23 protein-coding genes and 3 pseudogenes are annotated in these 25,825 nt (G+C 67.0%); 14 read left to right on the top strand and 12 right to left on the bottom strand.

Annotated elements, in window-relative coordinates; all coding sequences use genetic code 11:
- Positions 1-284: 284 nt before the first annotated feature.
- From L0D16_RS09280 to L0D16_RS09270, 3 genes are all read left to right on the top strand, one after another.
- Entirely contained in the window at positions 285-1,223 is a 939-nt protein-coding gene (locus tag L0D16_RS09280; RefSeq protein ID WP_243031540.1) for an AAA family ATPase, read from the top strand.
- A 299-nt stretch (positions 1,224-1,522) separates the two neighbouring features.
- Positions 1,523-2,329, top strand: coding sequence for a hypothetical protein (locus L0D16_RS09275; RefSeq protein WP_243031539.1), 807 nt, complete (start codon positions 1,523-1,525; stop codon positions 2,327-2,329).
- 67 nt (positions 2,330-2,396) lie between these two features.
- Entirely contained in the window at positions 2,397-2,912 is a 516-nt protein-coding gene (locus L0D16_RS09270; RefSeq protein ID WP_243031538.1) for a ribonuclease H family protein, read from the top strand.
- Positions 2,913-3,314: 402 nt separating this feature from the next.
- On the opposite strand, the gene L0D16_RS09265 is transcribed toward L0D16_RS09270, so the two are convergent.
- Positions 3,315-5,345 (bottom strand): UvrD-helicase domain-containing protein, encoded by a 2,031-nt coding sequence (locus L0D16_RS09265; RefSeq protein WP_243031537.1) that lies wholly within the window; start codon positions 5,343-5,345, stop codon positions 3,315-3,317.
- Positions 5,346-5,535: 190 nt separating this feature from the next.
- Between L0D16_RS09265 and L0D16_RS09260 the strand changes: the two are divergent.
- Positions 5,536-6,710: pseudogene (locus tag L0D16_RS09260) on the top strand (IS256 family transposase).
- Positions 6,711-6,791: 81 nt separating this feature from the next.
- Positions 6,792-7,511: a hypothetical protein gene (locus L0D16_RS09255; protein ID WP_022799625.1), complete on the top strand. Its 720-nt coding sequence runs from the start codon at positions 6,792-6,794 to the stop codon at positions 7,509-7,511.
- Between the two features lie 51 nt (positions 7,512-7,562).
- Here the strand turns inward: L0D16_RS09255 and L0D16_RS09250 are convergent, their stop codons facing one another.
- Complete coding sequence (locus L0D16_RS09250) at positions 7,563-8,528, bottom strand: site-specific integrase (RefSeq protein ID WP_243031536.1); 966 nt, start codon at positions 8,526-8,528, stop codon at positions 7,563-7,565.
- A gap of 414 nt (positions 8,529-8,942) precedes the next feature.
- On the opposite strand from L0D16_RS09250, the gene L0D16_RS12595 reads away from it, so the two are divergent.
- The gene (locus L0D16_RS12595) at positions 8,943-9,683 is read left to right on the top strand and encodes a CRISPR-associated protein Cas4 (RefSeq protein ID WP_243031535.1); all 741 of its coding nucleotides are present in this window, start codon (positions 8,943-8,945) and stop codon (positions 9,681-9,683) included.
- Here L0D16_RS12595 and L0D16_RS09240 read toward each other — a convergent pair.
- Together L0D16_RS09240 and L0D16_RS09235 are read right to left on the bottom strand one after the other, a co-directional pair.
- A complete protein-coding gene (locus tag L0D16_RS09240; protein WP_173278866.1) occupies positions 9,680-11,248 on the bottom strand; it encodes a hypothetical protein in 1,569 nt (522 codons plus the stop codon). The two genes, L0D16_RS12595 and L0D16_RS09240, sit on opposite strands and share 4 nt — an antisense overlap.
- A 120-nt stretch (positions 11,249-11,368) precedes the next feature.
- Complete coding sequence (locus L0D16_RS09235; RefSeq protein WP_014628970.1) at positions 11,369-12,214, bottom strand: transposase; 846 nt, start codon at positions 12,212-12,214, stop codon at positions 11,369-11,371.
- A 133-nt stretch (positions 12,215-12,347) separates the two neighbouring features.
- Here L0D16_RS09235 and L0D16_RS09230 point away from each other — a divergent pair, with 133 nt between their 5' ends.
- A complete protein-coding gene (locus tag L0D16_RS09230; protein ID WP_243031534.1) occupies positions 12,348-12,926 on the top strand; it encodes a hypothetical protein in 579 nt (192 codons plus the stop codon).
- Here L0D16_RS09230 and L0D16_RS09225 read toward each other — a convergent pair.
- From L0D16_RS09225 to L0D16_RS09205, 5 genes and pseudogenes are all read right to left on the bottom strand, one after another.
- Positions 12,923-14,113, bottom strand: a complete 1,191-nt coding sequence (locus L0D16_RS09225; protein ID WP_243031533.1) for a serine hydrolase — start codon at positions 14,111-14,113, stop codon at positions 12,923-12,925. The two genes, L0D16_RS09230 and L0D16_RS09225, sit on opposite strands and share 4 nt — an antisense overlap.
- A 9-nt stretch (positions 14,114-14,122) precedes the next feature.
- Positions 14,123-14,806, bottom strand: a pseudogene (locus L0D16_RS09220) (gamma-glutamyltransferase); the annotation flags it as partial.
- Between the two features lie 202 nt (positions 14,807-15,008).
- Complete coding sequence (locus tag L0D16_RS09215) at positions 15,009-15,656, bottom strand: hypothetical protein (protein ID WP_243031532.1); 648 nt, start codon at positions 15,654-15,656, stop codon at positions 15,009-15,011.
- Between the two features lie 87 nt (positions 15,657-15,743).
- Positions 15,744-16,088, bottom strand: a complete 345-nt coding sequence (locus L0D16_RS09210; protein WP_012477503.1) for a hypothetical protein — start codon at positions 16,086-16,088, stop codon at positions 15,744-15,746.
- 135 nt (positions 16,089-16,223) lie between these two features.
- Entirely contained in the window at positions 16,224-16,502 is a 279-nt protein-coding gene (locus tag L0D16_RS09205) for a hypothetical protein (protein WP_243031531.1), read from the bottom strand.
- Positions 16,503-16,931: 429 nt separating this feature from the next.
- Between L0D16_RS09205 and L0D16_RS09200 the strand changes: the two genes are divergently transcribed.
- The gene (locus L0D16_RS09200) at positions 16,932-17,408 is read left to right on the top strand and encodes a hypothetical protein (protein WP_041444561.1); all 477 of its coding nucleotides are present in this window, start codon (positions 16,932-16,934) and stop codon (positions 17,406-17,408) included.
- Here L0D16_RS09200 and L0D16_RS09195 read toward each other — a convergent pair.
- Both L0D16_RS09195 and L0D16_RS09190 read right to left on the bottom strand, forming a co-directional pair.
- A complete protein-coding gene (locus tag L0D16_RS09195; RefSeq protein WP_243031530.1) occupies positions 17,371-18,390 on the bottom strand; it encodes a hypothetical protein in 1,020 nt (339 codons plus the stop codon). The two genes, L0D16_RS09200 and L0D16_RS09195, sit on opposite strands and share 38 nt — an antisense overlap.
- Complete coding sequence (locus L0D16_RS09190; protein ID WP_243031529.1) at positions 18,387-18,656, bottom strand: hypothetical protein; 270 nt, start codon at positions 18,654-18,656, stop codon at positions 18,387-18,389. The genes L0D16_RS09195 and L0D16_RS09190 overlap by 4 nt, the downstream gene beginning before the upstream one ends.
- Positions 18,657-19,504: 848 nt before the next feature.
- Between L0D16_RS09190 and L0D16_RS09185 the strand changes: the two genes are divergently transcribed.
- The 4 genes from L0D16_RS09185 to L0D16_RS09170 all read left to right on the top strand — a co-directional run bounded on the left by L0D16_RS09185 (position 19,505) and on the right by L0D16_RS09170 (position 22,304).
- Complete coding sequence (locus tag L0D16_RS09185; protein ID WP_126200087.1) at positions 19,505-20,080, top strand: hypothetical protein; 576 nt, start codon at positions 19,505-19,507, stop codon at positions 20,078-20,080.
- A 2-nt stretch (positions 20,081-20,082) separates the two neighbouring features.
- Positions 20,083-20,280, top strand: coding sequence for a hypothetical protein (locus L0D16_RS09180; RefSeq protein WP_038039435.1), 198 nt, complete (start codon positions 20,083-20,085; stop codon positions 20,278-20,280).
- 10 nt (positions 20,281-20,290) lie between these two features.
- Positions 20,291-21,880 carry an MBL fold metallo-hydrolase gene (locus L0D16_RS09175; protein WP_243031528.1) on the top strand — a complete coding sequence of 530 codons (1,590 nt, stop codon included), beginning with the start codon at positions 20,291-20,293 and terminating at the stop codon, positions 21,878-21,880.
- Between the two features lie 76 nt (positions 21,881-21,956).
- Entirely contained in the window at positions 21,957-22,304 is a 348-nt protein-coding gene (locus L0D16_RS09170; RefSeq protein WP_243031527.1) for a hypothetical protein, read from the top strand.
- On the opposite strand, the pseudogene L0D16_RS12590 reads toward L0D16_RS09170, so the two are convergent.
- Positions 22,288-23,180, bottom strand: a pseudogene (locus L0D16_RS12590) (transposase family protein). The gene L0D16_RS09170 and the pseudogene L0D16_RS12590 overlap by 17 nt on opposite strands.
- Before the next feature lie 60 nt (positions 23,181-23,240).
- Between L0D16_RS12590 and L0D16_RS09155 the strand changes: the two are divergent.
- Both L0D16_RS09155 and L0D16_RS09150 read left to right on the top strand, forming a co-directional pair.
- A complete protein-coding gene (locus tag L0D16_RS09155; protein ID WP_243031525.1) occupies positions 23,241-23,942 on the top strand; it encodes a hypothetical protein in 702 nt (233 codons plus the stop codon).
- 27 nt (positions 23,943-23,969) lie between these two features.
- The coding region (locus L0D16_RS09150; protein WP_243031524.1) for a DUF262 domain-containing protein at positions 23,970-25,825 on the top strand (1,856 nt) is incomplete at its 3' end.

Below are 25,825 nucleotides of genomic sequence, written 5' to 3'. Positions count from 1 at the left end.
CCTCTCCGCCCTCAGGTTCCTGGGGCTCTATGCGGTATAACGGTCAAGTCTGGGGTTCTGGGGTGACCCATTCGGCTTCATAACGGTTACAGTCTAAATGCCTGCCTCTTTTCCCCGGGATATCATGGGGTTCCAAGATGGGATCCACCTCCGAGTTGTCCGCGGCGAAGGCGTCTGGCGGGATGACCCTTGAGGAAGCCCGCTCTTTTCTCCGAAGACTAAAGAGCCGGCGCGACAAAGAGGAGGGCGCCAGGCCGATCTTACAGGTCTGGCAAGGGGGGGCCTTGAGCGGCGTCCTTCTTGCCGGGGAGGTGGCCCTCCTCTACGGCGAGGCCAAGGTGGGCAAGAGCCGGGCGGCGGTGGCCCTCTTGGGCTGGCCCGATGGGGAGAGGGCCGCGCCGGATTCACCGAACGAGGACGGGGGCGATGCGGTGCGCTCCAGGTCCTGGCGCGTGAGGGCACCCCTGGACCTGCGCTTCTACCTCTACCACGCCACGGAGACCCGGTACGCCCACCTGAGGAAGTACGCCCAAACCCTGGGGGCCGAGGGCCTCACCGAGCACATTCTTCCCTTCAACGACGTGAGGGAGCTGGAGCGCGCCCTGCAGGCCATTCAGCGTCTAGCCGAAGAGAAGAAGGCTCCTGCCTTGGTGGTGGTGGATTCCCTTATCAAGCTGGTCCCTCCTCAACAGAGCGAGAACGAGGCCAAGGCCATGGACGAGGTCATGGCCCGGCTCAAGCGGGCCATCTCGCCGTCGGGGAGGGAGCCCTTGGTGGGCCTTGTGGTCATCCACCACGCCACCAAGGGTAACAGCGGTCCCCGGGGCTCCGGGGCCATCGCCGCCAACGCCGACCACATCTTCCGCCTCGAGCCCAAGCGGGAGGGGGAAGAGGACTGGGGCCTCCTCCTTTACGAGAGGGGCCGGGGCGACGTTTGGCGGGAGGTGGAGGAGGTCTTGCGGGTGCGGGTGAGGGGGCTCCGCCGGGCCAGCTCCTCAAGCGCCAAGGGGGTTAAAAGGGCCTCCAAGAGGTCCAGGGAGTCGTACATCGAGAGGGCTCGGGAACGCTTCGGCGGGCGGATTTTCTCGGAGGAGGAGCTTTTCCGCTACCTCACGGACGAGCTCGGGCTTCCCGAGCCTAGGGCCCGGGGCAACATCAGTTTGTGGAAGTCTCGGGAGAAGCTCTTGAGCCAGGGCGAAGGGCTCTTCTTTAAGAAAGGGTAGGTTTCTTCCCCCTTTCATAATTCAAGCGAAAAACGCGTGAAAATCCTGTTCTGAGCGGGGTTTTTTCGTTTTCCCCCACACCCCATAAAAAGCTAAGAAAACACGGGGCGGCCCAGAAGGGCCGCCCCAGACCAAGGAGTGAAAAGGGAATGAAGTGAGAAGTAAAAGGGTGGGCCTAACGGCCCCTGGAGGTTGATGAGGGGGGGTACCCCCCCAAGCCCCCTTTGGAACGGGCCTAGGGGGAAGCGGTTAGCCCGGCCGAAGGCCGGGCGGCCTTCTCAACGGAAAGGAGGAAAAGCATGCTCTGGGACGACGACATGGGTTGGGAGATCGAAGAAGACCTCGACTGGGAGGACCGGGAGGCTCTGGAGGAGTACCGCTACTGGTTGGACTGGGCGGACGGGGTGCTGAACCAGGACCCCGAGCCCGGGGAGGCCTCGGAGGCGGAGGCCGAGGTGGACCTCCTCCCGGGGCCGGAGCTTCCCGAGGAGGTTCTGGAGGCCCTTGCGGAGGCGCCCCTCGCCTACTGGTGGAGCCTGACGGAAGCCCTCCAGGAGCTGGAACAGGAGGCCGGGATGTTTCTGGAGGACCGGGTCAGGGTGAAGCTCCACCTCCTCCGCCTCCTGCTTGGCCGCCTCCCCCTCGCGGAGGACGAACCCCTCTTGAAGCTTCGAGTGCGGGAGGACGCCGCCTCCGAGCCCAGGCTGGTGCCGCTCACCAAGGACGACCTGAGGCGGGTGGTGGAGGGGTGGCTTGAGCTCTACGCCCTGGATTTTCCCAGCCAGGCCTACGAGGAGATGAAGGCCTTCCGGCGCTTCCTGGAGGGGAGCCTTTGGGAGAAGCACCCCGCGCTAGCCCCGCTCCTTCTGGTGTGCACCGCCCTTTGGGACCACCTCGAGGCCCTCCACGATCCCGACCTGGACATCCCCCCGTGGGCGGACACCCTGGTCCGGAAGGCGCTGAAGCGCCGCAAGCGGGCCTTGAAGAGGCGGTTTGGCCCCAACGATCTCGCCGCCTTTGGCCTCACCCAGTCCCTGGAGGAGAGCGAGGACCTCTACGAGCTGGTGGCCCTGGAGGCTCTTCTGGGCTTCGCCGAGGGCGAGTAGGGAAGAGCGTGGGCAAGAAGGGCGGCCGGGAGACCGGCCGCCCCGTTCTTTAGGAAGGAGGAGAAAGGTGAACAAGCCGGTGGTGGTGTACACGGACGCTTCGGTGGATCCCGAGAGGGGGGTTGGCGGCTTGGCGGTCCTCGGCCTGGTGCAGGCCAAGGGTGGGGGGAGGTTTTCCGCTTCCCTGGCTCTCCCCGTGGGGGACTCCACCCTGGCCGAGGCTTGGGTGGTCAAGCTGGCCCTGGAGGTGGTGCTCCTGACCCTCGGGCCCCAGACCCCGGTTACCGTCTTCTGCGACAACGAGTCCGTGGTGGAGCACCTCCAGAACGGGAAGCGCAACGGGCGGCAGGACCTGAACCGGGCCTTGGAAGGCGTGGCCAGGCTCAAGGGGCTCCTGAGGGTCACCTTCCGCCACAAACCCCGGTGTAGCACCCCGGAGATGAGGTGGGTGGACGCCAGGGCCAAGGAAGCCCTGGAGTGGGCGAGGAAGGGCGGGCCCATCCAGGCCTCCAAGCCCGAGCCTTCCCGGGCCAAGCCCAAGGGGCTTCTCTGGAGGATTCTCCGCTGGATCCTGGGAGGGTAGCCACGGCACGGTAGGCCTTTCTTCGCGTGTAAGAGGCTTCAAGGGGCTGGAAGGCCGGAGGAGGGGGGCGGCCTCGATGTTCGCCTCCCTCCGGTTCTTCCTGATCCCGGGCTTTCCTTGCGCACTTTTCTTGTATGGCCCGGATGAACCGAGGGTAGCGGTTCGGCGAACAGGAGGGGGCAGGGTAGACTTGGTCCGGCCGTGCTGGGTCTGGCCTTGCTGGGGCCGTGGAGGAGAAAGAGCAGGGCCTTGAAGGATTCCCGGAGGTGAGGTCTCGGCGGCAGCTCCGGAGTGGGAGACTTTGTGTGTGTCAAAATCTCCGCGCCTTTCCCCCACACCCCAAGGGAGGGGCCCTACGTTTCGACGGGCACTAAGAGCGTGCACATAGAGCGAGGGGAAAGGCTAACCCTCCTCTCCGAGGAGCCCCATCTCCCGCATGGCCTCTGCTACTGCTTTAGAGGCCTCCTCCACGAGGAGGGCCGCCAGGACCTCTGCCACCTCCTTCAAGCGGTCCTCGAGCTTGGCGAGCACCCTCACCTCCAACTCCCGCAGAAGGTCAGCGCTCACGCCCGCCCCGCCCACCGAAAGCGGGGAGACCGAAGGGGGCTTCACGAGCCCTTCGCCCTGGAAGAAGCGCTCGTGGAGGTCCGGCAGCTGGTCGAGCCCGAGGAACCTCCGCGCCCGCGTGAGGGCCACGTAGACAACATTCTCCTCCTCCTTGAGCTCGTCCAAGGCCCCCTGCTTGCGGTAGAACTCCCGGACCTTCTCGTCCCACACGGGGATGAAGTCCCCCCAGAGCACCACCCGGTCCCACTCTCTCCCCTTGGCCTTGTGGAGGGTGGAGACCACGAGGTCCGCCTTCCCCTCTTCGTCGGCCTGAGCGTGCTTCAGAAGCCTAGCGAGCTCCAGGAGGTCGTACCTGCGCGCGAGCCGGACGAGCATCCGGGCCTGGGGGTGGTTGACTTCCTTGGCGAGCTCCTCGAGCTCCTCCCAGTTCTCCACCAGGGCGAGCTCCGGGTGAGGCTTTTCCCGCTCGCCCCCCACCTTGAGAAGGTGAGCGTCCCGAAGAAGCCATGCGATCTCATCCACGCCGCCGACCACGAAGACCCTCGCGCCCTCCCGCCCCTCCTCGAGGAGGAAGCTGGTGACGGCCTCCACCGCCCCCGCGTTCGTCCTGCAGAGGGCGGTGTAAGGGGGTTCGGGGCGGGCCAGAGAGACCTCCGTGTCCCAAGGGGCCTTGCCGTGAAGCTCGATGGGGGAGCCCACGTGGGCCAGGAACCGCCTCACTCCCCGAGCGAGGTCCTCGCCGAAGCGGAAGCTCCAGGTGAGCTTCCTCTCCGGGGCGTCCAGCTTGTCCATGGCGTTCACCGCCCCGCGCCAGCCGTAGATCTGCTGGCGCGGGTCCCCCACGTAGACCCGGCGGAGCTCCCCCCGGTGGGCCTCGAGGACCTGCAGGAAGACGGGGGAGAGGTCTTGGGCCTCGTCCACCAAGACCGCGTCGTTCCCCCGGATCTTGGCCCCCGCCTGGGCCCAGATCTTGACGAAGCCGTCGAAGGAGAGGGGAAAGGAGTCGTCGGGGTCCTGCATCAGCTTCCAGATGAGCCTCACCGCCTTGAGGACGTACCTCTCCGAGAAGGGGTCCTTGTCGCGGCGCTGGAGGACCTCCCGGTACTCCGGGGGGATGTGAGCGGGAGTGGGCACCTCCGAGGCCGAGCGGAGAAAGGCCTCCAAGGTGCTCCGGATCACGTAGGCGAGGGCGTAGCGTTCCCTGGGAAGCTCCAGGGCCTCGAGGACGTCCCCCGGCGTGACCCGGCCGTCCCTCGCCGCGAGCTTTCTCTGGTAGGCCCCGCTTCCCCTCACCACGTGGCGGTGGGCCAGGCCGTGAAGGGTGAGGACCTCAACGTTCTCGGGGAAGGTGCGCTCCGCCTCATCGCGCACGGAACGGTTGAAGGCTACGTAGAGAAGGCGCTCTTTAGGAGCGCTCTGGGCCATGAGGCGCAAAGTGGTGGTCTTGCCGCTCCCCGCCACGGCCACGAGCTTCATGTCCTCGCGGGAGAGGAACGCCCGCACGGCCTCCTCCTGCTCGGGCGTGGGGGTGAAGCGGGGCGGGGAAGAACGGGCGGCTTGAACGGAAGGGGAAAGGGGCTTAGGGGGCGGAGGAGGGCCCTGGAGAAAGGAGGCCTTGGAAGCGAGCTCCGCCGTGGGCTTGAACCGTTCGGCCTTCCTGTAAAGGGCTTCCCGCTCCTCCGGGGAGAGGCGATTCCACGTCCTGAACCACAAAAGCCCCGCCCGGAGGACCTCGGGCTTCTCCGCCGCCACCTCCAAAAAGCTCTGGATCGCGTCCTTGACGACCGAGGTCCGGGCGAGCTCTTCCAGACGCTCCCACGCGTACGCCTCGAGCTCGGCCCCTTCCTTGCCCTCCGCCTCTCTCACCAGGGTGTGTAGGGAAGCGCTCACGGGGCCGAGAAAGTTGGGCGGCAAGGCGGTGGAAAAGACACGCCAGGCGAGAAGGATTTCCTCTTCGAGGGGGATTGCTTTTGTCTCTTCCTCGCCTCCAAAGGGCGAAAGCATTTGAAATCACTACACCTTAAGCGGTCGTGTAAGGATTTATGTGTAAGGGTCCGTGTTTAATAGGGGGGCACACCTTAGCACGAGGAGGTGCCCCGTGGACCAGGATACCTTGCGGATCTTGCTGAGGGAAGCGGTGCGGGAGACAGTAGCCGAGGTTCTGCAGACGGTTCTGGAGCTGGACCGGACAGCCTTCTTGCAGGTGCACGGGGGGCGCAGGAACGGCTACTACCCCCGCAAGCTGGAGACCACCTTCGGCCAGGTGGACCTGAAGGTCCCTAGGGATCGGGAATCTCGGTATTACCCGGCTTTCCTTAAGCCCTACGCCCGCCGCCTGGTGGACGTGGGGGAAGTGGCGGTAGCCCTTTACGCCGCCGGGGTCAGTCAGCGCAAGGCGGCCGAGATATTGAGCCTGCTCTTAGGCCACCGCTACTCCCACGAGACCCTAAGCGCTCTGACCGACCAAGTCCTGGAGGCGGCAGGAGCCTTCCGCACCCGGCTTTTGCCCGAGGAGATGGCCTTCGTCTACCTGGACGGGCTTTCCCTAAAGGTCTTCAGGGAAGGGGAAGGGATTGTGCGGGAAACGGTGTATGTGGCCCTGGGCATCGCCCCTGATGGGGAGAGGCGGGTCTTGGGGTTTTGGCTTTTGCCCCCGGAGAGCGCCCTGGGATGGGAGGGGGTCCTGGGGGAGCTTTGGCAGCGGGGCCTGCGGCGGGTGCGGTGCGTGGTGCACGGGGTGCGGTGGAGCCTGTCCCAGGTGCGCTCCCGGGACCGGGCCCTGCTGGCGGAGGACCTGAGGCGGGTGTACGGGGCGGAGAGCCGGGAGGAGGCCCTGCGGGTCCTGGAGGAGGTGAAGGGGACCTGGGGGTCGGGGTACCCGGGGGTGGTGGGGCTTTGGGTGGTTGCTTTCCCGTAGGGAAACACCTTGAGGATTCCGGAGCCTTCCTGCGCTTCTACGGGTACTCCAAGGTGCTTTGGCCGTACCTGCGGAGCACCAACCTGATGGAGCGGTTTATCCGGGAGCTACGGCGGGGGACGAAGGTGCGGGACCACAAGTTTCCCAAGGCGGAGGCGGTATACAAGCTCCTTTACCTGGAGTCGGAGAGGCAGGAAGGGAGGTGGGCAGAACGGAAACTAAAGGGGTTCTCGGAGGTGAAGGAGGTGCTGGAGAAGATGCTTCAGGAGCGGTATGCCCCCCGTACACAGACTCTTACACATAACTACACATAACTCTTGACACGACCTCTTGGGCCCAGGCGTGGCAACCTGTGCTACTATGGAAGAGGTATGATGCTTGGAAAAAGTGGACGAATGTGGCGGTCTTCCCTCTTGTTGGCCCTCTTGCTGGCTTTGGGGGCTTGCGCTCCCACCATGACCTCGGGCTCCGAGGCCCTGGGCGGGGGCTCGGCTACCCAGCCCGGTAGGACGGAACCCACGCCCTCCCAACCCGTGGTGGCTGGCTGGGTGTACCCCCTGTTCTCGCCCAGCGAAGAGGCCCGCAAGGAGGCGTGCGATGCTGGGTACGCCGCCGGGATGGCGGGTTCCAAGGAATCTAACCCAGGCGAGGCCACGGTCAGCGGGGCCAACGGGGATGTGACCTTCCAAAGCTCCTGGGGAAGTGTCTATAACGTGTGCAAGGCCTACGCCCAGAAGACCGAGGCAAAGCCGGAAGTGATTCCCGTTTTGGACGTTCTGCTCTACGTGTTTGATCCCCGGCTTAAGAGCTATAGCGACCCTGACGCTCTCTTCCAGGGGATCTCAATGGTTTTCTATGATGCCGAAGGCAAAGAGCTTGGCAGGCTTCCGGCGACCCTAAATAAGTGGAGTAAGGGTGTCCTGAGTATCCCGCAGAGCAACTCCAAGCCATCGGTTTACGATGGCTACTTCGTCCTGTCCACCAACTACAACAGCCTCCCTGGCAACCTGCGGGCGGCGGTCACCCGGGCCGAGTCCTTTGACGTCCTCATTTCTCGGGGACGGGGGGTAGAGCGGTACAGCTTCAACAAGGCAAAGTTCCCGACTCTGCGCTAGCTGGCTCGGCGGGGGTGGGGGAGAGTTGCGGGTGAGGATCTCCCCCACCCCTCACCCCTCCTCCCCCCACTCCGGCACCACGAGGCTTTTCATCCCGGTCCAGTAGGCCACCTTCTCCCTGGGGTGGCCCTCCTTGAGGAACCTGCGGATGGCCCGCCAGCGCAAGGGGAGGGCGAGGTCGGCCCGCCTCTTCCCCTCCGCCTTCACCCCGGCGAAGTCGGCGAACTCGGTGAGGATCCACTTGGCCTCCTCCAGGCCCAGGGGCTTCCCCCGGTTCTTCCCGGGGGCGGGCTTGAGGAGGAGATGGGGGTAGGGGAGGGGTTGGTGCCCCGCCAGGAACTCCCTCTGGGGGAGCCAGTCCGAGAGGACCTCCCGGGCGAAGGGGGAGAGGGGGACCTCCCGGAGCTTGGTCCCCCGCACCAGTAGGCTCTTCTCCCGCACGTCCTCCTTCCAGAGGTCCGCCACCTCCTTCACCGTGAGGCCCACCTCCCCCAGGAGGACGAGGAGGACCCGGAGGAGGGGACGCCAGTAGGCGAGGGGATAGGCCCCGGCCTTTTCCAGGAGGTCCTGGTAGGCCTCCTCGGGCATGGCCCGGGAGGGGGCGACCACGGGAAGCTCCTGGCGGGAGGGGAGGCGCACATGGGGGGGCATGGGATGCCCGGCCCAGTCCAGGAAGGGGAAGAGGTGCCTGAGGCTTGCCCGGGCCCGCTCCACGGTGCCCCAGGAGAGGGGCCCCCTTTCCCCTCCGGGGAAGCCCCTCTCCTTGGCCTCCAGGAGGAAGGCCTTGGGGTCCTCGGGCTCCAGATGGGGCCACCGCCTCCCCTTGAGGGCGAGCCAGCGGACGAAGTAGCCCACGTAATGGGGGGCCGCCCGGTCGGGCTTCTTGCGGTGGCGCACGAGGTAGGCCCAGAGGGCCTCCTTGAGGGCACCCTCGTCCCACCGCGCCAACGCCTCCCCCACCACCCGCCTCCGCTCCTCGGGGTGGTCCCAGACCTCCAGCCCAAGTCCTTCTCTCATCCTCACTCCCATCTTATCACCCCACCTCCCCAACCACAACCAAATCCCGCTTCTTCCCCCCACTCCTTCCCATTCCCCTCTTCTTTCTCTCCCTTCTCTACCTCATTTCCCACGCCCTGAACCCTCTTCCCGCGAGGGCTGAGGGCGGGGTGGGGGAGGGGTGCAAAGCCAACATGAAAGTGAGGAGAAGAGATGGAAAATCCCAAGCCCGATAGATGGGGCACTGCCGTCAGGTCCCCCTCCGGGGCTGGGCCACGCAATGCAGGAGGCTTCCACCCCCACCAGGGCCCCCGGTACCGCTATCCCAACGGGAGCGGGGCCTCTTGGAGCTCTTCCGCCAGACCCCCAAGTGGCGGGTGGCCTAGCCCCGGGCCGGGGTAACCTGTAGAGAGCCCAGCCAGGGCTTCGGGGGTGGTGCGTGTATCAAGACTGGCTGTTCAAGGACTGCCCCGGGGGCTGGCGCCTCCGCTACCGCCGGAACGGGGGCGGCTAGAGGCCTCCCAGGACGGGGAGACCTGGGAGAAGGTCCCCTCCGTCACGGAGATCACCGGGCTTCTCAACAAGAAGTTGCACGAGTGGGCCGTGCGCCAGGTGGTGGACTACCTTCGGGGCGAGCTCGTGCCGGGGCTCGTCCTCGGCCCCGAGGACGTGGACCGCATCCTGGACGGCGCGGCCAAGGCTCACCGTAAGGCCTCCCAGAGGGCCGCGGGGCAGGGGACCGACTTCCACGCCTGGGCGGAGGCCTACCTCAAGGGGCAAAGGCCTCCCTTCCCCGAGGAGGAGCCCCTTCGGGGGATGGCCCTCGCCCTGGCGGACTGGTGGGACGGGAACGGGGGCGAGGCCTTGCGCTCCGAGGAGGCGGTCTTCCACCCGGAGCACCGCTACGCCGGGCGGGTGGACCTGGTGGCCCGGCTGGGGGGGAGGGTGGTGGTGGTGGACCTGAAGACCTCCCCCCGGGCCTACCCGGAGCACCTCCTCCAGGTGGGGGCCTACGCCCTGGCCCTCCGGGCGGAGGGGGTGGCGGTGGAGGGGGGCTTCGTGCTGGCCCTGAGGGAAGGCTTAAGCCTCCAGGAGGTCCCCCTGGAGGAGGCGGGGGAGGCCTTCCTGGGGCTCCTGGCCGTCCACCGCTTCCTGGAGGGGCTCAAGGGCTCCTAGAGGGCGAGGCTTTGCGGGGCCTGGGCCGCCTCGGCCAGCTCCTGGGCGAAGGCTCGCACCTCCGGGGACACCTCCGCGTTCCCCGGGCCCCGCACCTCCGCCGCCCGCCAGCCCTCGGGGGCCCGCCAGAGGGCCAGGGTGGCCACGGGGCGGCCCTCCCCGTCCCGCAGGCCGAAGAACCGCTTCTCGCCCAGGAAGACCCAGGTCCAGGCCTCCCTCCCCAGGCAGTGCCCCATGGCCTTGCCCTCCTCCTCCAGGGCCTCGGGGGAGAGGAGCTCCACCGCCACCAGCCCCCCACGGGCGAAGGGCCCCGGGAAGAGGGGCTCGGGCCTCCCCAGGGCCCGCTCCGCCAGGGCCCTAAGCCCCAGGTTCTTGTCCCGGAGGGCGGCGAAGCGCCAGGGCTCCTCCAGGGCCCGCTTTAGGAGGGGAAGGGCCAGGAGGGCATCCTCCTCCCCCGGCCCGCGGCCCCAGGCCCGCAGCACCGCCACCATGGCCTCCTCCTGGGCGGGCGAGGGGTCCGGGTCCTCCGCCAGGAGGCCCAGGAGGAGGCCCCAATCCTCGTGGTCCAGCTCGCGCAACCAGGGGAGCCCCCGCCCGGGCTCCTGCAGGATCCCCGCCCGGAGGAGGAGGGAGAGAAGCCGGGAGAGAAGCTCCCTGGGCACCCGCCCTTCCGCGAAGGGAGGTTCCTTGCGCACGCCCCGGGTGAGGCTCGGGTAGGCCAGGAGCCAGCGGGCCTCCCCCTCCCCCCAGCCCTGGGCCCGGAGGAGGGCGTACCCCCGGCGCAGGAGCCCCCGGTAGGCCTCCCAGTCCAGGGAGACGTGCCCCAGGGAGAGGAAGGAGAGCAGGGCCTCGGGGTGGCGGCGCCACTCCCGGAAGAAGCGTTCCCCGTCCAGGGCCAGGAGCCTGCGGGCGTGGAGGTAGGCTGCTGGGTTCCCAAGGTGCCGTAAGACCTCCCAGGGCTGGAAGGCCTCGCGGAAGTCCCGGGAGGCCTCCTCGTCCCGGAGCCATTGGGCCAGGGCCCGGTCCACCACCTCCCTCACCCGCGAGGGGTCCAGGTCCAGGAGCCAGGCCCAGGCCACCGGGTCCCGAGGGGTGTGGGTCAGGGCGAGGTAGTCCCCGTAGGAGAGGAGGAGCCTGTATGCGGGGTGCCTACGCCTTGGCAGCTGCGGCGTCCCCTTCTTCTTCCCGGGCAGGAGGCGCTCCAGGACCTCCCAGGTCTCCTCGTAGTGGCCGAGGGACCACATCCAGGCCGCCCACGTATGGGCCCGCTGCAACCCTTCCCCGTAGGCCCACCCGTCCCCGTAGGGCAGGAAGAAGGCCCCCCCGAAGAGGTGGACCCCCTCGGGAGCCAGGCGGATGGCCCCGGAGAGGCGCTCCGGGGTGAGGGCCTCCGCGAAGGCCTGAAGCTCCGCCTCCACCTCGGGCGGGGGCGGGGCGTCCGGGGAGAGGGGCCCGGCCCCCTTTCCCGATAAAAAGCGGAGGGCGGCCCGGGCCCCCTCCAGGTCCACCATCGTCTCAAAGACCTTCGCCAGCGAAACCTCCTGGAACCACGCCTTCTTCTCCATCGGCAAACCTCCTCTTCCCCGCCCCTGGGGGTGGGGTCATGGCCAAGGGGGAAACCCAAACGAACCCCCGGCCCTCGCGGGGCCGGGGTTTGGGGTGCGCTTATTCCTTCGTGTGCTACCTCATAGCTCCACCCCGGCCATCCTGAGAAGCACCCGGCTACGTATGAGGTTGTGAACAAGCAGGATGAGGTTCACCCGGGCCACCAGCCCCCAGTAGGACCGGGCCTCTATCCGATGAAGCCCCAAAGACCGCACCATCACGCTGAAGCGGGTCTCTATCCAGTTCCGTACCCTTCCCATCCACCCTCTCCACCCCGTCTCCACCACCCTTCCTCCCCTGACCCGATAGGGTGGTGTCTTGACTCCCTGGACCCAACGAAAGCCCCGGTCCCCGAGGACCGCGGGCAGACCGTCCAGCAGGTCCCTCCCCCAGGTCTCCCGGGCATTACCGGGGAGAATGGCCCAACGAAAGAAGAGACCCCGCTCGTTCATCACTGGCATGAGGACGTAGCCCGCGAAAGCCCCCAGAGGTCCTACCCCCATCGCGGCCTCGGGAAGAGAGAGGCCGTGGATGCGGTGGCCGTGGGCCAGGGGGATAGGCTTGAGGTCCACCACCTGCAGGAGGCCTTGTCCCCCAGAGAGCCTCATGGCCAGGTGAGCCAACAACCCCTGGGCCTTCTGAAGGACCCGGTAGAAGCGGGAGAGGTGGGGGAGGGAGGGGAAGTAGGCCTTGAGGGTGGTCTTGGCGGCCAAGTAGCCTTTGGCGAGGTCTTGGCCTTGCAAAAGGAGAAAGATGGCGAGGGTTAGGAGCTCGGCCAGGGTAGCCTTCTGGTGCTTTTGCTTTGGGGGGAGCTTGAAGTCCTGAGCTTGCAAGGCCTTGAGTTCGTCATCCACCCAAATGTAGGTAGCCACCAGAAGGGTTTCCGCGTCAAGATAGTAAAGGGGGTGCTCACGATCTTGCTGCATAGCACCCCCTCTTTTTTCACATCCCGAGGGTCCAGATCAAGTAGCACACGAAGGCATCTGGGATCCAATCAAGGAGAGTTTAGAAGGGGCCTGCAAGCGGCTTCTCGCCCTTTACGACCGCGTCCTTCTTTTGATGACCCGACCCCCCTTCGGCGCCCACCTGGCCCTGGCGGAAGCCCTTCGGGAACGGTACCCAGGACGCCTCCTCCTCCACGCCACCCCCCTCTTCGGCCCGGGCCTCCAGGCCCTGCACGAACGGGCCGAGGAGCTCCTCGGCAAGGCGGAGCCGGAGGACGTGCTCGCCGAGCTACGGCGAATGGAACGGGAAGGCCGCCTATACCTGGCCTCCGCCGACCCCGAGGCCCTAGGACGCCAAGGCTGGCTTCCCCCGGGAGGAAAGTTGGTCATGCGCCTGGGCTTCCACGCCCTCTTCGCCCTAGAGGGCGAGCACCTCCGCCTACCCCCCTTGCCCGTGCCGGAAGGCCAGGTTCCCGCCGCCTTCGCGGAGTTCTGGGGGCGGGCTTTCGCCGGAAGACCCGTCCGGGCCTACCTCAACCTGGGCAAGGCCGCACCCCCCTCCTGGCGAAGGGCCTTGGAGGAAGGGCTCAAGGCCCACCTTGCCCTGCAGAAGGCGCGCCTCTCTCCCATGCCCCGGGACCTACAGGAACGGATCGGGGCGAAGAGCCTTCTGGGGTTTGCCTATCCGCTTTAGGGAAGGAGGTCCAAAAGCCCCCCGTAGAGGGTGAAGGCCTTGAGCTCGTCCACCTCCTCCCCGTTCCACACGAAGGCCACGCAGTAGCGGTTGTCGCCGCGGGAAAGGCTGTGGACCAGGCTCAGCACCCCGGGCCTCGAGCCCCCCTTGTAGGCCACCCGGTCCCAGCCGAAGGCGGCCACCCCGGGGTTGATGCCCATGAGGGGAAGGTCCGCCACCTTCGCCATCCAGCGGCAAAGCTCCCTCGGGGTAAAGCGCCAGTCCGCCTCGGGCGGCCAGTCTCCAGGGTCTAAGGGCAGGTCCGTCACCGAGGGGAGGCCTCGGGCCCTCAGGGCCTCCAGGGCCTGGCGCTTGGCCTCCAGGTCCCCGTCGCGGAAGGCCGCCAAGAGGTCCCGGTTTCCCCGGGCGGCGAGGCCGAAGGCCTCCCTGGTGGTGAGGAAGGGGCGGTTGCGGGGGGAGAGGGCCTCGAGGCGCTCCCGCCCGAGGAGGGCGATGAGGGCGTCCGTGGCGGTGTTGTCGGAGAGGGAGATCATGAGGGCCGCCAGGGTGTGGAGGGTCAAGGGGCTTCCTTCCGGCCAACTCTGGAGCAAACCGGAAGGTAGGCTCTTCCACGCCTCCTCCAGGCGGACCACCTCGTCCCACGCCCGCCTCCCCGCCTCCACCTCCTCGCGCAAGGCGGCGAGGACCAGAAGCTTGAAGGCCGAGGCCACGGCCAAAGGCGTGTCCTCCTCCAGGGCCAAGACGGGCTTCCCGTCCCGCTCCACCCATAGCCCCACCCGCCCCGGGAGGGCCCGGAAGGCCTCCAGGGCCTCCTCGAGGCTTCCCAGCTTGGCTATGGGGGGCTCAAAGAAGAGGCCCGCGATGCGCCCTTCCCGGTCCAGGCTGATGCGGGCGTGCACGTACCCCCGCTCAAGCTCCAAGAGGTACCTCTCCGGATCCAGGGGCTGCACCCCTTTGAGCTCTCCCAGATTGGCCTTCAGCTGGGCCACGATGGCCGCCACCTGGGCCGCGGGCACCTGGGCGAGGAAGCCCGGAGCAAAGGCCTCCTCGCGGACCTCCTCCGTAAAGAGGCGGAGGAGCACCTCCGCCCCCCGTTCCAGCCCCCCCATGGGGTCCCCAAGCCCCTCCGCCCCGCCGAGCCCGCCCAGGAGGGCGAGAAGCCCCAAGAAAACCCTCTTTGCCTTCATGGCTCCATACTACCACGCCAGGGCGAGCCCCTCGGCCCGGGGGTCGCTCGCCCCCACGAGGGCCTCCCCCAGGCGGAAGACCGCCTGCCCCCGCCCGAAAAGCCCGTACTCCGCCTCGTAGCGCACCCGGTGCCCCAGGTCCTTGAGGAAGAGGGCCGTGGCCTGGGGGATGCCAGGCTCAAGAAGCACCTCGTCCCCCGGCACCACCTGCCAGCGGGGCCGGTCCAGGGCCGCCTGGGGGTTCAGGCCAAAGTCCGCCAGGGCCACCACCACCTGGACGTGCCCCTGGGGCTGCATGAACCCCCCCATGACCCCGAAGGGCCCAAGGGGCTTTCCTTCCCTCGTGAGAAAGCCCGGGATGATAGTGTGGAAGGGCCTCTTTCCCGGCCCCACCCGGTTCGGGTGGCCTTCCTCCAGGGAAAACCCCAGGCCCCGGTTCTGCAGGGCGATCCCCGTCCCCGGCACCAAGACCCCGGAGCCGAACCCCTGGTAGTTGGACTGGATGAGGGAGACCATGAGCTCCCCGTCCGCCGCCGCCAGGTAGACCGTCCCCTCAGGCCTTAGCCCGGGAAGGACCCGGGGAAGGGCCTTTTCCCCGATAAGCCTCCTCCTTTCCGCCGCGTAGGCCTTGGAGAGGAAGGCCTTGGGGTCAAGCTCCATGTGGCGGGGGTCGGCCACGAAGCTATTTATATCTCCATACCCTCAGCCAGAGCTTTTAGGCGCCAAATAAAGCGGATATGTTCCTACTTTACTCTAAGAGCTACGATCTAGGGCCAATTTTGAGTTCAGGTGTAGCATTGCAGTTAGGTAGGAATACAAAACGATGGCCCCGAGGCTGGCAGGAAGGAAAAGTAAAGTAGGCAGGATGGGCTCCTCCCTCCGGGTTGCTATGGGGTTAGAGCCCAAATGGGGGGAGGTCCGAGGGAGGCCGGAACATGGCCCGCCGACGGTAGACCAGCTGGTACCAGACGCGCTTGGAGAATTCGGTGAGTTCCTCGGGGTTTACAAGGCGGGATATAGTCCCGCGTTGTTCAAAGCGCTCGGCGATCTGTCCCACCCGTTCCTCGTCTCCCGGTTCCGGGGAAAAGCCGCCCCAGTCCTTGACCTTCCATTTCCCTTCGCTTTTTTCCAATGTAAACGCTCTCAAGTGCAAGATGGGGACGACCGAAATCATATCGCTGAGCTGGGCCAGAGGGGTGTTCTGGTACTCCCAGAAACCGACGACGAGGCCGATGTAAAGAACGTACTCCGTGAAAGCGCCCTGGAGGAGGTTGAATTCTCTTTCCCCTACCCTCGCGAGCACGTTCCCCTTCTTTTTCGGCTTGGCCATGAACCACACGAGGTCCCCGGGTTTCATCTTGGCCAGGGCAAGGGGGACCGGCGATGACGCGTCCTTATAGGTTGCCTCGTGCCCCTTGCGGTACTCCTCCAGGCACTCCGGGACGGCGTGGCCCGGGTCAAGTCGCCAACCGACGCCCACCACACCGTAGAGAAGGGCGTACTCCAGCGCGGCGGGATGGCTTTTCACATAGTCCTGCTCCATTAGGATCCTCCACACCGTGGGCGCCCATTCTTTGAATCCCTCAAGCTGGTCTTGGCACTTTCTTCCCATCGCTATTACCCCCTCTCGCTAACGCTTTTCTTCTCCCTTCCCCAGGAGCTTCTCCCGGGCCAGGGCCAAGGCCGTCCTGTCGGTCTCGGGGCGCTGGAGCAGGCCCTCGAGGACCCAGGGCACCAGGTCTTTGGGCAGGATGTACCAGATGGGGCGGCCGCTGCTTAGGGGCCCCCCCTTATCCTTGGGGTCCGGGCCGCCGTTCCAGCGGATGCCCAGGGCGTAGGGCCACACCTCCCCCTCGGTCTCCTCCTCCCTCCACCGGACCAGGGCCACGGAGTAGGAGTTCGCTCCCCCGTTGAAGAGGACGGCCACCAGCTGGAGGCGGCTTCTGGGGTAGATGACCTGGTTAGGGTCAACCATAACTTTCCTCAGTAGTTATGCTAGCTAGTTAGTCAAAGCCTGTCAAGCTTGACCGAAGCCATCCCTGACCAGGTGCGCGCTGAGAGGGATGCTCAAGCCCGCCCAAAGAACGCGTACGGGCTTCCCCTCCCCCAGCTACCCCCTCAGCACCCGCTTGTACCACACCTTGAGGGCCTCGAGGTCCCAGGCCACCACCGCCCGGCTCCCGTCGGGGTACCACCGCACCTCGTACTTCCTCGGGAACTCGGGCAGGAGCCGCTCCACCTTGGGCCACCAGAGGGCCAGGGCCTCGGGCCTCAGCACCAGGTAGTAGGGCCCCTCCCCCACCAGGCCCATCACCTGCCCCTTGGGGAGGGGCGGGGGCAGGCCGAGGCCTCCGGGGGCCTCCTCCTCCGGGGCCCGCCAAACCCGCACCGGGTCCCGCCTCGGCCCCCGCTCCCCGGGCGGGCGCGCCTCCTTCTGGGGCTTCGGGGGGCCTTCGGGCCCGGGCGGGGCCGGGGCGGGCCTTTGGGCCTCCTCCCGGCGCTCCCCGGCCTCCCCGGGGGCGGGCGCCTTCCGCCTCCCCTCCAGGTGCGGGTTCCGGTCCCCCTCTATGGGCTCGGGGAGGGGCCTTTCCCCCTTGCGGGCCAGGACCAGGAAAGCCCGCTCGCAGAGCGTCTGGTACCTTTGAGGAAGAGGGTGCGGCCGCCCGTCGGGTGATGGCCCACCCCTGGCGGGAAGGGGACCTCCGGTGGCCGGTGCCTCGAGGCGGGCAAGGAGGAGGTCAAAAGGTGGGAAAGCCGAAAAGGGACTTCTTGAAGTGGATCCAGCGCCTCGGGGCGAGCGTCCGGTTGGACGGAAGGAGTGTGGGGGTGCCACGAACGCATTGAAGCGCGGCTCGTCCCGGGCCTGGACGGTACGCTCTTCGTGGACTTTCCGGTGATCCTGAGGGGGAGGGTTCCGGGGGAGGTTCTGGGGGTCTTCTCCCCCGGGGAAGACCCCCTCCAGGTGGAGGTGAGGATGGAGAGGGAGAGGCCGCCTTCCTTCCGGGTGGAGATTGGGGACGAAGACCTCGCCTACATCCTCCGCCCCTACCTCGAGGAGCAGACGGAACGCTTTCTCCTCGCCGCCAGGGAAAGGGCGAGGGCGATCCTGGAGGTGTTCGGAAGGGAGGAGAGCCTGCCCCTCGAGGCCCTCTTCCTCATTTTTCTTGGAGGCGCGAAGGGGAAGGTTCACGGCCGTGGGCGAGGTGACCATGGCCCTCGAGGGGCTCTAGCCAGGTCCGGCGGGACTTCGCCCCGCCTCAGGGCTCCTCCTCCAGAAGCCTCAGGGCCTCCCTAAACCTCTTCCAGGACAGGCGGCCGGTCCCCAGGCCGTACTCCAGCCAAACCCGGAGGAGATCCCGGTAATACCCCACCTCGCGCAGGAAGGCCGCGAGGGCCCTCGGCCTCAGGTCCTCCCAGGACCAGACCTCCCCCGTCACCTCCTCCCCGCGGCGGAAGACCCGGGGGAAGGGGAGGGGAGGCATTCCCGTAAGAAGGGGGATTGGAACCCGGGCCTCCCTCCCCTCCAGGACCAGGAGGGCGGCTTCCGGGTGGCGTTCCCAGAACTCCGGGAAGAGGCGGAGCCAGAAGCCACCCCCGTCCTCCTCCCTGATCTCCAGGCCCGGGCCCACCCAGCGGCGGAGCTCCTTGCGCCCGAAGGTCCACTCGTTCCTAAAGGAGAGGAGGCCCAATACTTGGACCTCCCCCCGGGGCTCCTCCCGGTCCCGGTACCGGGGCCGGTAGACGAGGGGAAACCTGGGGCGGCTCGGGGAAGAGGGGGCCCGCCTCTCCCCCTTCGGCCGGGAGGGCCTAGAGGCCCTCTCCTCCCCGGCCGGGGGCCGTCTTGGGCCCCGGAGGACCTCCCCCCAGAACTCCGGGGGCAGCCCGTCCAGGAAGGCCAGGACCCGGGCGGCCAGGAGGGCTTCCGGCGAGGCGAGGAGGAACTCCCCTTGGAGGGGGGGCTTCACCGCCACGCCCTCCCCACAAAGGACCTCCACCAGCCTCGCGGCGTAGCCTCCCCCGAGGTAGGGGTGGAGACGCAGGGCCTGGAGGAGCTTCGCGCAGGCCCCTTCTCGCTCCCCCAAGGAGAGGCGGTGTAGGGCTTCTCTGCCCAGGTAGAGGGCTTGGCCGATGGGGTCCTCCCCCCGCGGGCCCATGGCGAGGTGCCGCCGGGCTTCCTCCCGGAAAGCCTCCGCCTGCAGGGCGCCGAGGTTTCCCGCCTCCGCCTCCACCAGGGCCTGGAGAAGGAGGCTTTGGAAGGAGCGCCTGGGTCGGGTCACGGTTTCCCCCCGTGCGGGCTGGAGGCCAGGGCGGCCCAGAGGGCGTGGCGGTACTCCGCCACCAGGTCCCAGTCGTATCCCCCCTCAGGGAAGGGGCAGGGCTCGGGGTCCCCGCCCTTCCAGGCCTTGGCCAGGGCCTCGTACCAGGCGGGAAAGTGCTTGACCAGGGGGGGGAGGGCACCCTGGGCCCCTTGTCGTTCAGGCGGGAGGCCTCGTAGAGCTCCCTTTTCCCCGTGGGCTGGTTCCGGGCCACCTGGCAGGTGCATCCTGCGGGTGCCCCGTCCCGGTAGAGGAGCACCTGGGTCCCCCGCCTCACCTTCTTCGCCTCCAGGTAGGGATGCACGTTCCCAAAGGGGCAGGAGCAGGGGTCCCCTGTCCCTGTAGGCTCCTTCAGGAAGTGGAACACCCAGCTCGCGGCCATGGCCTGCTCAAAGGCCGCCGAGTCCAACCCGTAGGACCTTTCCAGAAGGAGGAAGACTCCTCGGAAGGCTCCCACCAGGGGGGTGGCGGCGGCCCAGGTCTCGGGCACCCGGTCCAGGGGCAGGTCCCCCAGCCTCGTAGGGGCGAGGGTGGCAAGGAGGGGGCCCAGCTTTCTCAGAAGCTTCTGGACCACTCCCCGGGGATGGTCCCTCAGGTAGAGCTCCTCCACCACCTCTCGCAGGTCCCCCGCGGAGGCCCCGTCGGCGAGCCCCAGGAAGGCTCGCTCCTCCCTCGCCAGAGCGGTGAGGAGCCTCCTGGCGTTCTCCTCCTCCCGCAGAAACTCCAGGAGTCCCTCCTTCAGGACTTCTCCCGTGTTCCAGCGGAGGTCGGCCCCCAGCCTGTGGGCCTCCAGGGCGAGGAGGAGGAGCTTAAGCCCCTGGCGGAGGACCTTGTCCTTGTGGAGGCCAAGCTCCCGGAGAAGATCGGCGTCCAACCGGGGAAGTTCCTTCAGGGCCGCAAGGCCCAAAAGGCCGGGTGGGCGCCCCGGCCTCCCTCCCTCCGTCCACACCTCGGACGAGGTTTCCCCCATGCCCCCAGCATAGCCAAACCTTCTTTCCCTGAAAAGCCTCCGGCCTTTGCGAAACCCGGCTTTTACCCCGGAGAGGGCGGGGATAGCCTGAAGCCGGGTGGACTTATGGAGGGGCGCGGAGCGGGCGGAAAGGTGGGACGGGCGGCCTTGGTCCTCCTCTTCGCGGCCCTGGCCACGGGAGCCGCCCCCTGGACGGAGGGCCCCGGGCCGTTCCGGGTCCGGACCTTCGTGGACGAGATTGATGCCGGGGGTTGGCTCCACGACATGGCCTACGGGGCCGGGGTCTTCGTGGTTGTTGGCCCCTTCCGCATCCTGGTCTCCAAGGACGGGGTGCACTGGAAGAAGATCCACGCTCCCGCCCGGATGAACGCCGTGGAGTACACGGAGGTGGGCTTCCTGGCCGTGGGCAACGCGGGGACCTTGATGGCCTCCAAGGACGGATGGGACTGGAAGCGGTACAAGGTGGGGCGGGACCTGGAGTGGGACCTCTTCGGCGTGGCCTACGGCGGGGGATGGTACTTCGTGGCAGCCAACGAGGGGGTCATCCTGGCCTCCCGGAACCTCCGGGATTGGGTGGAGTTGCTTCGGGACGAGGATATGACCGGCATGGTCTACGGCAACGGCCGTCTGGTGGTGGGCAGCCTTTGGAAGCTCCACGTGGTGGAGCCGGAAAGGAGGTAGGCGTGGCCATCGCTTCGGTGCGGCGCAGGGGGAACTATCTGGACGTGTACGACGAGCGGGGGAGGCGGATCGGGGGCTTTGGGATCTCCACCCAGGACGAGCTCTTGGGCTGGACGGCGGACACGGTGATCGTCCGCCGGGGGCGGACCGTCTACCACTACGACGCCCGGGGCCGGGTGAAGGGCACCCGCCCCGCCTAGGGGGGAGAGGATGCGCCGGGTGGACCTGGGCAGGCTCTCCGTCTGGCTCTTCGGGGGCCTGGGGGAGATCGGGGGGAACCAGGTGCTCCTGTACACGGAGGAGGGAGGGCTCCTCCTGGACTTCGGCCGGCCCTTTGGCCGCTGGGGGGCCTTCTTCACGGAGTTCCTCTCCCCCCGCACCTCGGGCCTCGGGCTTCGGGACCTCCTCTTCCTCCGGCTTCTGCCCCCCGTCCCCGGCCTCTACCGGGACGGGACGGGGGACACCCTCCTGCCCACGGAGCTGGAGCGGGAGCTGCTGGGGGGGCTTCCCCTGGACCGGGGGAAGGTTCTGGCCCTTCTCCTCTCCCACGCCCACCTGGACCACACCGGGTCCGTGGGCTACCTGCGGCAGGACCTTCCCGTGGTGACCACCGCGGCCACCGCCGCCATCGTCAAGGCCATGCAGGACACCGCCCAGGCGGGCGTGGACGGAGAGGCGGCCTACCTCAGCCCCAGGCTCCCCAAGGGGGACACGGGGCTCCTGGAAGGGGACCGCAAGCGCTACCTCCGTCGGCCCTACCGGCTTTGGGGACGCCTCCGGGCCTTTCCCCACCGCTCCCCCGCCGTCCAGAAGACCCTGGAGGGCCACCCTTGGGAGGAGGCCTCCTCCCCCCTGGCCCTGGGGCCCTTCCGGGTGGAGGCCCTTCCCGTGGACCACTCCGTCCCCGGGGCCGCGGCCTTCGCCGTGGAGACCCCCGAGGGGCTTGTGGTCTACACGGGGGACCTGCGGCGCCACGGCCGCTGGGGCGCCAAGACGGAGGCCTTCCTCCGGGCCCTGGAGGGGCGGGAGGTCTTCCTCCTCCTGGTGGAGGGGACGCGGCTCGGGGAGCCGGGGCGGGCCCGCACGGAGGAGGAGGTGAGGCAGGCCCTCCACGCCGAGGTGGCCCGGTGGGAGGGGGCCCCGGTGGTGGTGGACTTCGCCCCCCGCAACCTGGAGCGGCTCCTCTCCTGCCTGGAGGTGGCCCGGGAGGTGGGGCGGAGGCTCGTGGTCACCGCCAAGGACGCCTACCTTCTCTGGGGGTTGGCGGAGGCGGAACCGGACCCCTGGGAGAGGGTCCTCGGCGAGGTCCTGGTCCTTAAGGAGGGGAAGAGCCGGACCTCGGGCTGGGAGCGGGCCCTCTGGGACGAAGCCCCGGTACAGGGGGCCTCCCCGGAGGAGGTGGCGCAGGACCTCGGGAGCTACCTCCTGGCCCTGGGCTTCTACGAGGTGAACCGCCTCCTGGACCTGCGGCTTCTGGAGAGGAAGGCGGGGAGGGTCCCGAGGCGGGGGGCCTACATCTTCAGCAACTCCTACTGGGCCGACCAGGAGCAGATCCTGGACCTCGAGGTCCTCCTCCGCTGGCTGGAGGCCCTGGACCTCCGCCTCCTCCCCGAGGACCTGGCCGCCCTTCCCCAGGACCCCCAGGGGGTGCGCAACCCCTTCCACACCTCCGGCCACGCTCCCGAGGCGGACCTCCGGGAAGTGGCGGAGCGCCTGCGGCCTCGCTACCTCCTGCCCATCCACACGGAGCGGCCCGAGCGGTGGCGGGAGGTCTACGAGGGGGAGGTCTTGCTTCTATGAAAACAATCCGTTTTTTGCGAAACCCGTCTTTCGTCTGGCGAGGGTTGGCCCCATCCTGGTCCTGAGGAGGTGAAGCGTGGGAAGGGACATCCCCATCACGGTCCACAACCTGGGTTCTCCCGCAGGGAAGGCGCTGGATTTCGTCCGGGAAGGGCTATACGCCCGCATGGACGCCCCCATGATGGCCTTGGCCGTCCGCATCCCCGTCTACCTGGTGAACGAGGCCCAGATGGACCGCCTCTACCCCCCGGAGCGCCGCCGCTTCTTCCCCGAGGAACCCCTCCGGCGGCGCCTCCGGGAGCTGAGGGAGCGCGATCCTTGGGACGACGAGGACCCCTTCGCCCCCCTGGAGGACCTGGACCGGTGGGGGGAGGACCTCCGGAACTGGAATACCTTCGTGTGCTACCTCATAGCTCCCCCCTAGCCATTTTCAAGAGCACCCGGCTACGGATGAGGTTGTGGACCAGCAGGATGAGGTTCACCCGGGCCACTAGACCCCAGTAGGACCGAACCTCTATCCGGTGAAGCCCCAAAGAGCGTACCATCACGCTAAACCGGGTCTCGATCCAGTTGCGTACCCTCCCCAACAAGCTACGCTGACGCGTGACCCACTCTCTCCACCCCGTCTCCACCACCTTTCCTCCCCTAAGCCGGTAGGAAGGTGTCTTGACCCCCTGGACCCAGCGAAAACCCCGGTCACCAAGGACCGCGGGCAAACCCTCCAGAAGCTCCCCTGCCCAGGTCTCCCGGGCATTCCCGGGAAGAAGAGTCCAACGAAAGAAGAGGCCCCGCTCGTTCATCACCGGCACAAGGACGTACCCGCCAAAGGCTCCCAGGGGACCCACCCCCACCGCGGCCTCAGGAAGAGAGAGGCCGTGGATACGGTGGCCGTGGGCCAGGGGGATGGGCTTGAGGTCTACCACCTGGAGCAGGCCTTGTCCCCCGGAGAGCTTTAAGGCGAGGTGGGCCAGCAGCCCATGAGCCTTCTGGAGGATCCGGTAGAAACGGGAGAGGTGGGGGAGGGAGGGGAAGTAAGCCTTCAGGGTAGTCTTGGCCGCGAGGTAGCCTTTGGCGAGGTCCTGGCCCTGGCTGCTTCCCCGTAGGGGAACATCTTGCGGAGGAGGAAGATGGCGAGGGCCAGGAGTTCGGCCAGGGTGGCCTTTTGGTGCTTTTGCTTTTTGGGGAGCTTGAAACCTTGAGCGACGAGGGCTTTGAGTTCGTCATCCACCCAAATGTAGGTAGCCACGATGAGGGTCTCTGCGTCAAGATGGTAGAGGGGGTGCTCACGGTCTTGTGGCATAGCACCCCCTCTTTTTTCACACCCTGGGGGGACAGATCAAGTAGCACACGAAGGAATAGGGTGAAGGACGTGGTGGCGGTCGGGCTTTATGTGAGGGGGTCCGCCATGGGGGCGCAGGGGAGGGACTTCAGGCAGGAGGTCCTCCGCCTGGGGGAGGAGGAGGCCCGCACGGAGGGGGCGGAGGAGGCCTTCCTGGACCACGAGGGCCCCGTCATCTTCCTCTGCCCGGAGCGGGTGGTGGGGTGGGCGGAGGAGAAAGGCGTGCGCGTTGCCCTGGTCCAGGACAAGGTTTATTACCACGAGCTGGGCCACGCCCTGATGGACACCGCGGACCCCTACCCCGACCCCTACGGGGAGAGCTGGGGCCGGGTGGTGGAGGAGAGCCTGGCCAACCTGGTGGCCTGGAGGCGGTTCCGGGGGCAGGAGGCCGCCTGGGTGGCCCGGCTCATCCAGGACCAGCCCCCCGAGTACCGGGGGTATGCTGCGGCCGCCGCCCTGCCCCATCCCCTTTTTTGGCCAGAAATCGCCCACCTTAGGGTGCCTTGGGAGTATTGGGAGGAGTGGTGGTGGCGCTACCGCCACTTCCTCCGAGGCATACCCGGAAGGCTCCGCACCTTTCTGGAGCTTCCCTTTTCCCCCGATGGGGGATCGGGCCTGTACCGAGCCTGGCGGGAAAGCAAGCGCAGGGGCCTTTGGAGGGAACCCGCTACACAACGCTTCTGGCGGGGGGTAGCCCGGTTGCTTTTGGAAGAGGGTGTTTAGTAGAGTGGTTGCGAAGGAGGTGAACCCATGCCGTTGACGAAGGGGCACACGCGGTTAAGGCTTCCCGATCTCTTGAGCAGGGTGAGCAGCCATGAATTCCTGATTCCGGAGTTCCAAAGGGACCTCGTTTGGAAGCCGGAGCAGGTGCGGGAGCTTTTGGTCTCCTTGGTGCGGGGGGACTTTGCCGGGGTCATCCTTTTGCTTGAGTTTAACCCCACCAGCCCCCCCTTCCACCACAAAGCCGTCTACGCGGTTCCTTCTTCTCCCCCGCCCCCCCTCACCCACGCCTACTCCGTCCTAGACGGCCAGCAGCGGATCTCCGCCCTGTACTACGCCTTCCATCACCCAAACCTGCCCCTGCCCCCGAAGGGCAAGGTGGTACGCTTCTTCTTGAAGCTAGACCCGTTCTTAAAGGGGGATTTTGACGAAGCGGTGGTAGTGGAGCGTAATGGCTCGCCCGGATTCAAGGACCTGGTTGATGAGTGGTACCGCGGGGAGGCTCTTCCCTTTGGCCCCATCAGCGGCCCTCACCCGCCCCATTTGATTACCCTCTATGACCTCTTGATGGCGCCCGGGCCTAGCGCCGGCAGCCTGCTTGATGCTTACCTCTCCGGAACGAGCAGCCCCTACGCTCCCTCTTTTGGCAAGCTATTTGGTTCCTTGAACTCACTGCTCCACTACGACCTTGACGCCGTCGTGCTGTCGTTTTCGCCTGGTACTGGGTCCTCGGCTATTGTTTCCGCGATATCCTCAGTGTTCGTAAACGTCAACTCCAAGGGCACGAAACTCACCCTGTTTGACCTGGCCGTGGCTCACCTCTTTCCTCTCCTCCACCCTATCGGCCTAAACCTTAGAAGCTTGTGGAATAGACTGCCCACTACGCACCCTGGGTTGGCAGGGCCGATCAGTAAAGACTTTGTTGAACCCGACGACATCCTCCGGGTCATGGCCATGATCACGGGGGGTTCGGTCAAAAAAGCCACACTTCTAAACCACCTCCATGGGGTCGTGAGCAGGCTAACGGGCGCCTCCCCTGGGGGTCCGGTAACGAGCCCCGCGGACCACAGCTTCTCCTCCTTTCTAGACTTATGGGATGAGGCCGCTTCTTGCCTCGAGGAGGCCTACGAGCGGATCGTCAAGGACTACGGGGCCCTGGGGCCGGAGTGGATCCCCTACGGGGCGATGATCGTCCCCCTCGCCGCCCTGATCCACGTAGAAAGGAGGAGCGGGGCTCCCGGCGCCCGCGACAAGGTGGACTGCTGGTACTGGCACAGCGTGTTCTACGAGCGCTACGAGAAGTCCGTGGACACCACGGCCATGGCCGACTTCCGGGCGGTCACCTCATGGATCTTGGGTCGCGGCGGCAAGCCCAGCTGGCTTCCCGGTAGCGTCCCCCCAGGGATGGATTTCAAGACCGTCGTGGATAGGAAGAGTGCCCTCTACAGTGGGGTTCTCAACCTCATCGCTCTGGCCGGGGCGAGAAACTTGGTGTATGGGAGTCCCCGGGGAAGCAGCCTCCAGATTGACCACCTTTTCCCCAAGGGTCGGTCCAAGCCGTGGGCTACCCATCCCTGGATGGAATCCGTCCTCAACGCCACGTTGCTAGACGAAAGCACCAACAAAGCCAAGGGCAAAAAAGACCCCTCGGACTTCTATCACGCGGATGTGCTCCCTGGGCATGGCAAGACCGGTGCCAGCGTGAGGGCCACCTTCGGAAGCCACCTCATCAGCCCAGCTGCCGAGAGCTCCTTCGCCCACGGGTCTTCAGGAGCCCCTAATTCGGTGGCCATCTTTGAAGATTTCATCAGGGAGCGGGAGAAAGACGTGCTAGCAGAAATAGCGAAGAAGCTTAAGTGCCAACCCCTTATCATCTCAACATGGCG

Source organism: Thermus altitudinis, from assembly GCF_022760835.1.
GTDB lineage: Bacteria > Deinococcota > Deinococci > Deinococcales > Thermaceae > Thermus > Thermus altitudinis.
The sequence above is the reverse complement of the archived record's forward strand: the minus strand, read 5'-3'. Positions and strand labels throughout refer to the sequence as shown.

Excerpts from the sequence above, each read along its gene's own strand:
- L0D16_RS09210 (WP_012477503.1), bottom strand. The coding sequence starts at position 16,088 with ATGGTTGACCCTAACCAGGTCATCTACCCCAGAAGCCGCCTCCAGCTG.
- L0D16_RS09275 (WP_243031539.1), top strand. The coding sequence starts at position 1,523 with ATGCTCTGGGACGACGACATGGGTTGGGAGATCGAAGAAGACCTCGAC.
- L0D16_RS09240 (WP_173278866.1), bottom strand. The coding sequence starts at position 11,248 with ATGGAGAAGAAGGCGTGGTTCCAGGAGGTTTCGCTGGCGAAGGTCTTT.
- L0D16_RS09235 (WP_014628970.1), bottom strand. The coding sequence starts at position 12,214 with ATGCAGCAAGATCGTGAGCACCCCCTTTACTATCTTGACGCGGAAACC.
- L0D16_RS09185 (WP_126200087.1), top strand. The coding sequence starts at position 19,505 with ATGGAGGGGCGCGGAGCGGGCGGAAAGGTGGGACGGGCGGCCTTGGTC.
- L0D16_RS09225 (WP_243031533.1), bottom strand. The coding sequence starts at position 14,113 with ATGAAGGCAAAGAGGGTTTTCTTGGGGCTTCTCGCCCTCCTGGGCGGG.
- L0D16_RS09190 (WP_243031529.1), bottom strand. The coding sequence starts at position 18,656 with ATGCACCTGCCAGGTGGCCCGGAACCAGCCCACGGGGAAAAGGGAGCT.
- L0D16_RS09175 (WP_243031528.1), top strand. The coding sequence starts at position 20,291 with ATGCGCCGGGTGGACCTGGGCAGGCTCTCCGTCTGGCTCTTCGGGGGC.
- L0D16_RS09215 (WP_243031532.1), bottom strand. The coding sequence starts at position 15,656 with ATGGAGCAGGACTATGTGAAAAGCCATCCCGCCGCGCTGGAGTACGCC.
- L0D16_RS09230 (WP_243031534.1), top strand. The coding sequence starts at position 12,348 with ATGACCCGACCCCCCTTCGGCGCCCACCTGGCCCTGGCGGAAGCCCTT.
- L0D16_RS09255 (WP_022799625.1), top strand. The coding sequence starts at position 6,792 with ATGTGGCGGTCTTCCCTCTTGTTGGCCCTCTTGCTGGCTTTGGGGGCT.
- L0D16_RS09250 (WP_243031536.1), bottom strand. The coding sequence starts at position 8,528 with ATGAGAGAAGGACTTGGGCTGGAGGTCTGGGACCACCCCGAGGAGCGG.